The sequence below is a fragment of the Flavobacterium cerinum genome (assembly GCF_004028155.1).
In the GTDB taxonomy this organism is placed as follows: domain Bacteria; phylum Bacteroidota; class Bacteroidia; order Flavobacteriales; family Flavobacteriaceae; genus Flavobacterium; species Flavobacterium cerinum.
This window is the reverse complement of the sequence record NZ_SBII01000014.1, coordinates 113,928-120,022: the sequence shown is the minus strand read 5'-3', so window position 1 is coordinate 120,022 and position 6,095 is coordinate 113,928. Positions and strand designations below refer to the sequence as shown.

The 6,095-nt window shown below is 36.4% G+C and carries 4 protein-coding genes and 1 pseudogene; 4 read left to right on the top strand and 1 reads right to left on the bottom strand.

Features of this window, described 5'->3' with window-relative positions; all coding sequences use genetic code 11:
* A pseudogene (locus EPI11_RS17060) lies at positions 1–2,177 on the bottom strand (hypothetical protein); the annotation flags it as partial.
* 387 nt (positions 2,178–2,564) lie between these two features.
* On the opposite strand from EPI11_RS17060, the gene folE reads away from it, so the two are divergent.
* The 4 genes from folE to lgt all read left to right on the top strand — a co-directional run bounded on the left by folE (position 2,565) and on the right by lgt (position 6,027).
* Positions 2,565–3,236 carry a GTP cyclohydrolase I FolE gene (gene folE / locus EPI11_RS17055; RefSeq protein ID WP_128391200.1) on the top strand — a complete coding sequence of 224 codons (672 nt, stop codon included), beginning with the start codon at positions 2,565–2,567 and terminating at the stop codon, positions 3,234–3,236.
* Positions 3,237–3,274: 38 nt separating this feature from the next.
* Positions 3,275–4,756, top strand: coding sequence for a cysteine--tRNA ligase (cysS, locus tag EPI11_RS17050; protein WP_128391199.1), 1,482 nt, complete (start codon positions 3,275–3,277; stop codon positions 4,754–4,756).
* 10 nt (positions 4,757–4,766) lie between these two features.
* Complete coding sequence (gene yidD / locus EPI11_RS17045; RefSeq protein WP_206619136.1) at positions 4,767–5,018, top strand: membrane protein insertion efficiency factor YidD; 252 nt, start codon at positions 4,767–4,769, stop codon at positions 5,016–5,018.
* A 67-nt stretch (positions 5,019–5,085) separates the two neighbouring features.
* Positions 5,086–6,027 (top strand): prolipoprotein diacylglyceryl transferase, encoded by a 942-nt coding sequence (lgt, locus tag EPI11_RS17040; protein ID WP_128391198.1) that lies wholly within the window; start codon positions 5,086–5,088, stop codon positions 6,025–6,027.
* Positions 6,028–6,095 lie beyond the last annotated feature (68 nt).

The window sequence follows — 6,095 nt, the reverse complement described above, 5'->3', positions numbered from 1 at the left end:
GCGCCAATCTCGGTAAGGTGATACGTTATCGTTAAACCAGTCTGCCCATTTAAGATCTCATTACCTGCTGTAGTCAGATTGAAAAATGAAAATCCGTCAAAATTATTCGCACAAGCCTCCAAAGGTGTAGCAGGGGAAACAACAGGGGAAGCATTTATAGTTACCGTATAAGCATACTCATCTGTACACAGAACCAAGCCGGCTCCAGTCTGAGCATATATGTAAAATGTTTGTGTAGCCGTAATCTCAGTACCTGCCGGAACAATAACTCCTGCGCCTGCCGGTTGAGTGTAATAAGACCCCACATTTAGAGGCTCTAGTACAAATGAACCACATACCTGCACATTTGCAGGTTTGTCTACAATAGGTTTATCATAAATAGTGACTTCAAAACTACCTTCATTACTACAAATATTAGGCGCAACACCTGATTGAGTATAAACATAAACTGTTTGTGAAGTATATAATATATCACCAGCCGCCAGTTGAGTTCCTCCACCATTTGGTGCTGTAAAATAATTACCTACAGTAATAACTGGCAATGTATAGCCAACATTACTACAAGCAAAACCATCAGCGGGAACAACAACCTGTGGACTAGGCGTCACAACAAGATCAAAATCTGTAACAGCAAAACATTCATCAGTCTCAGCATTACTAACACGAACATAAATTGTGGTATTTCCAGAGCTATAAGCCGCTGCATTTACTGCTGAAATTATATCTGTATTTTCATCAGCTCCAATTGCACTAGTGTGATAACTAACAGGAAAATCATTCGGATCCTGTAAACCAAGTATTGTACCATCGTTAGATGTTAAATCAAAAATTTCAATTCCGTCATTACCAACATCACATGCATGCATATCTTGTGGCGCAGTTGCTACTGGCTGAACGCCTCCTTTAACTTTATAAGAAAAAAGAGTCACACAGGAAGTAAAATAATCTTGAATTCTTACCCAAATAGTATATTCCTGTCCTTGATTCACAGGGTAATTTTGCAAAACACTTGTAGGTATACTACCTGAACCCGCTATTTGCGCGGCTTGAGTGGGATGTACACTTAATTCATTTATATTTGGATCTAAAGTACCTAGAATTGCATCATTAATAGCTTTAATATCTACAGTATAAGTTGGTTGGTTACCACATAAAATAATATCTTCTATAGGTCCAAGCGGAAGTGGATCAGGAACATCAACATCTATAAAATCTTCAACAATAACCGGTGGACCACTGCATAATGTGTAAGTAGCCCTAACTTTATAAGTAGTATCAACCGTAGGGCACACCGTTGCAGAGGGACCTGTCCCTACCAGAGTAGTACCCTGAAACCAGTCTAAAGTCACAATACTAGGCCCTGCAGGTGTAAAACGCCAGCCTTCACTATTAGCAGTCCATGTACTCACATTTCTACCCGGTGCTGCAATAGCCTGAGTACCATCAATATTTTGAAGACCTATTAGTCCTTTACCATTTTCCCAAGACATACAAGGGTTTCTATTTCCTACAAACACCTCAATTACATTTGTAGTTTCATACATAACCAATTGACTATTTTGAGGAGGAAGAGCTGTACCACAACTCCATAGCAAAACATCTTTAATATTAAAAACCAATACCCTATTAGGGTAAGCACCTAAAATACTCCAGCTAATCTTTGGATTAGATGCCAGTTTTGCAGGATCAATATCATGAAACACTCCAAAAATAGAGTTAACAAAAGGTGCTAAAATATTACCTGGAGCTGCATAAGGAATTGGTCCTTGCATTACCCATGTACTTCCAGTATTAGGAGTATATCTTCCCTGAGGGACTAAACCTGCTATACTAAAAGTAATAGCCCCATTACTGGTTAACATAACCTTGTCGTAGCTATTACCGTAAAAGCAAAACGGGAAACCTAAATTAATGATATCGGTCCATTGATCATCCTTATCAGCAGGAATTACATTCGCTCCTATCGTTCCAAACGGTGGATTATACGGAATAGAAGCAACCGTATAGGAAGTCGTTTGACCAGTACTAAAATAATCTGCTGTCAATGTTGTACATTCTCCAGGATTACAGATAGGTACACCATCTATAGCCGTCACATACGGCTGAGGGAGTATCTGAGCGAAAGCTGGAAAACCAAAAACGCTAAGCAACAGCAGGAGTAGGTATTTGTTATTCATTTTGGTTGATTTTTTAAGACGCGAAAATTACACAAATTTGATTCAATAAATCTAAAAAAAGTTTTATTTTTTATACAATAACAGCCAAATATTAATTTTCCCTACCCTATTTTTAAAAAAAAGTTATATTTTTTTCAATCGACCTATAAAAAAATACATTACTAAACACATACTACAGCTTTTATCTTACCTAAACATAACACTACATGAAACATTACGATAAATTTAATATATCAAATGATAGGAGTCATTATTGATTAATACTTTTAGCGCTTAAAGCTTTTTATCTTATACTACATAATTCCTCACCCAGTAGATAATTTAAAATCAACTTTTATAGTTATCTTTGCGCACTAATTTTTGTACTATTCTATTAAATAATATATAATGACCCATAACGACGATACAAAAGACGAAATTGGAGATAACCATATTGCAACAAACGCACAAACTCCTTTAAGACCGGATGCTTTTGAAATGAGTGATGATGATAAAATCGCTTCTATCAAACATGATGTAGAAAACATTTTAAAGACATTAGGATTGGACCTGACTGATGACAGTTTGAAAGGAACTCCTAACCGTGTTGCTAAAATGTTTGTAAAGGAAATTTTTGGAGGTTTAAATCCTGCAAAAAAACCAGGATCTTCAACATTTGATAACAAATACAAATATGGAGAAATGCTTGTAGAAAAAAACATTACCGTTTATTCTACCTGTGAACACCACTTATTACCTATAGTAGGGAGAGCTCATGTAGCTTACATTTCAAACGGTACAGTGGTAGGACTTTCTAAGATGAACCGTATTGTAGATTATTACGCTAAAAGACCCCAGGTACAAGAAAGACTTACTATTCAAATTGTACAGGAACTAAAAAAAGTACTTAACACTGAAGACGTGGCCTGTGTAATGGATGCAAAACACTTATGTGTTAACTCGAGAGGTATCCGCGATATTGAAAGTAGTACAGTAACTTCAGAATTTGGCGGAAGATTCAAAGAAGAAAGTGTTAGAAGGGAATTTTTAGATTACATTAAACTGGATACTCAGTTTTAGTATCTTTGAAAATATATTAGTCTTCAAATAATTTATATATGCATTTATATCAAAATCAGGCTTTAAAGCTTTACAACTCCTTAAGTGGTGAAAAAGAAACATTTGTTCCCCTGCACGAAGGTGCGGTAGGTATGTATGTATGCGGTCCAACAGTATACAGCAATGTTCACTTAGGTAATTGTAGAACTTTTATCTCTTTCGACTTGATTTTTAGGTATCTTAAACATTTAGGATACAAGGTAAGATATGTGCGTAACATTACTGATGTAGGTCATATTGAAGACGATGCAGACGAAGGTGAAGATAAAATTGCAAAAAAGGCAAGACTGGAAAAGCTGGAGCCAATGGAAATAGTACAACAGTATTCGGTAGATTTTCATCAAATACTAGAGCTTTTCAACAACCTCCCTCCTAGCATCGAGCCTACGGCAACAGGTCATATCATTGAGCAGATTGAGACAGTAAAGAAAATCATTGAAAATGGTTATGCGTATGAGTCTAACGGATCTGTTTATTTTGATGTTGTTAAATTCGATAAAACACATCATTACGGTAAATTAAGCGGAAGAAATCTGGAAGATATGATTTCTAATACCAGAGACCTTAGCGGACAGGACGAAAAAAGAAACTCACAGGATTTTGCCCTTTGGAAAAAAGCAGAACCAGAGCACATTATGCGCTGGCCTTCTCCATGGGGTGACGGTTTCCCTGGCTGGCATCTTGAATGTACAGCGATGAGTACAAAATACTTAGGCAATCATTTTGATATTCATGGAGGTGGAATGGATCTTAAATTCCCTCATCATGAATGCGAAATTGCTCAGAATGAAGCCTGCACAGGTCAGTCTCCGGTAAATTACTGGATGCATGCCAATATGCTTACACTTAACGGTAAAAAAATGTCTAAATCTACTGGAAATAATATCCTGCCAAGGGAAATATTTTCCGGGAATAACGACAAATTGAGCAAGGCCTTTTCACCATCTGTAGCTCGTTTCTTTATGCTTCAGGCTCATTATCGTAGTATACTTGATTTTTCTAATGATGCTATTGTAGCTTCAGAAAAAGGATACAACCGTCTTATGGAAGCTATTGAAAGCTTGGAAAGCATCGAAGCAGTAAAAATATCTACACTGGATATTGCAACATGGAGACAATCCTGTTATGATGCCATGAATGATGATTTTAACAGCCCAATACTTATAGCTCAACTGTTTGAAGGCGTAAAATTTGTTAATCTTTTAAAGGATGGCAAAGAGACGATTACCGCTCAGGACTTGGAATTACTTTCTAAAGCCATGAATACTTTTGTATTTGAGGTACTGGGATTAAAAAATGAATCCGCAGAAGAAGGTAATAATGAAAAACTGGAAAGTGTTGTTAACATGCTTATAGGCATGCGAAATGAAGCCCGTGCGAATAAAGATTTTGCTCTATCTGATCAAATAAGAAACAAACTTACAGATCTTGGCATAGAGCTAAAAGACTCTAAAGAAGGTACTACTTTTTCATTAAACTAAACCAAAGCCATTGAAGGCAAAAAGCATACTAGCAGCACCGTTTATACTATTAGTCCGTTTTTATCAGGTGGCTATATCCCCTGTTTTGCCATCAGCCTGTCGTTACAGCCCTACCTGCTCACAGTACACAATAGAAGCTTTACAGATACACGGTCTTTTTAAAGGCAGTTGGCTTAGTATAAAGAGAATCGTAAGTTGTAATCCGTGGGGAGGACAAGGTTATGACCCTGTACCAGAAAAAGGATGCAATCACAAACATTAATTAATATGTTTTTTCTTGCCTGTCATGCACATTTCTTTAATTTTACAAAAAACTAACACAATAAATAATGACACATAGTTTAAGTATAGTATGGAATCCATCCGAAGGAATTAATCTTGGGTCATTTATGATACGTTACTACAGCCTTATGTTTGTAGTTGCTTTTGGCCTTGGATGGTTCATCATGAAAAAGATATTTGATCGTGAAGGAGAATCGGTAGAAAAGCTGGATAAACTTTTCATCTACACTCTTATCGCTACTCTCTTAGGTGCAAGACTTGGTCATGTATTCTTTTATGATTGGGACTATTTTAAAGATCATCCGGCAGAAATACTGCTACCAGTGCGTTTCAGTCCTAACTTTGAATTTACAGGCTTTGCCGGACTTGCGAGTCACGGTGCAGCTATAGCTATAATATTAACAATGGTATATTATAGTAAAAAAATCATTCACAGACCATTATTATGGGTACTGGACAGAGTCGTTATCCCTGTAACCAGTGGAGGTGTTTTTGTAAGATTAGGAAACTTCTTTAACAGTGAAATATTAGGTAAAGAAACAACTCAGGATGTTCCTACAGCAATTAAATTTATAAGAGGCGAAGACTTTCTTAATAAACATGATGCCGTAGAAATTACAAAAATTGTAGATTACAACCAAGCCTACAAAGCCATAGAAACCAATCCGGATTTTGCCAGTACATTAGCAAAAATACCATTCAGACACCCTGCACAGCTTTATGAAGCTGTAGGTTATGTTTTTGTATTCCTTATTATATTCTATATGTATTGGAAAACAGACGCTCGTAAAAAACACGGACTTATCTTTGGTGTATTCCTTGTTTTACTTTGGGCAGTACGATTCTTCGTAGAATTTGTTAAAGAAAGTCAGGGAGGCTTTGAAGGTGATAATCCAATACTTCTTACTGGACAGTGGCTAAGCATTCCATTTATACTTGCTGGTTTCTATTTTATATTTACCGCAAAGAATAGAACCGAAACATTATAATTTAAACCGCCCAAGTGGCGGTTTTTTTATTATACCACATTACCATTATAGATATTAACCTCCTTTTA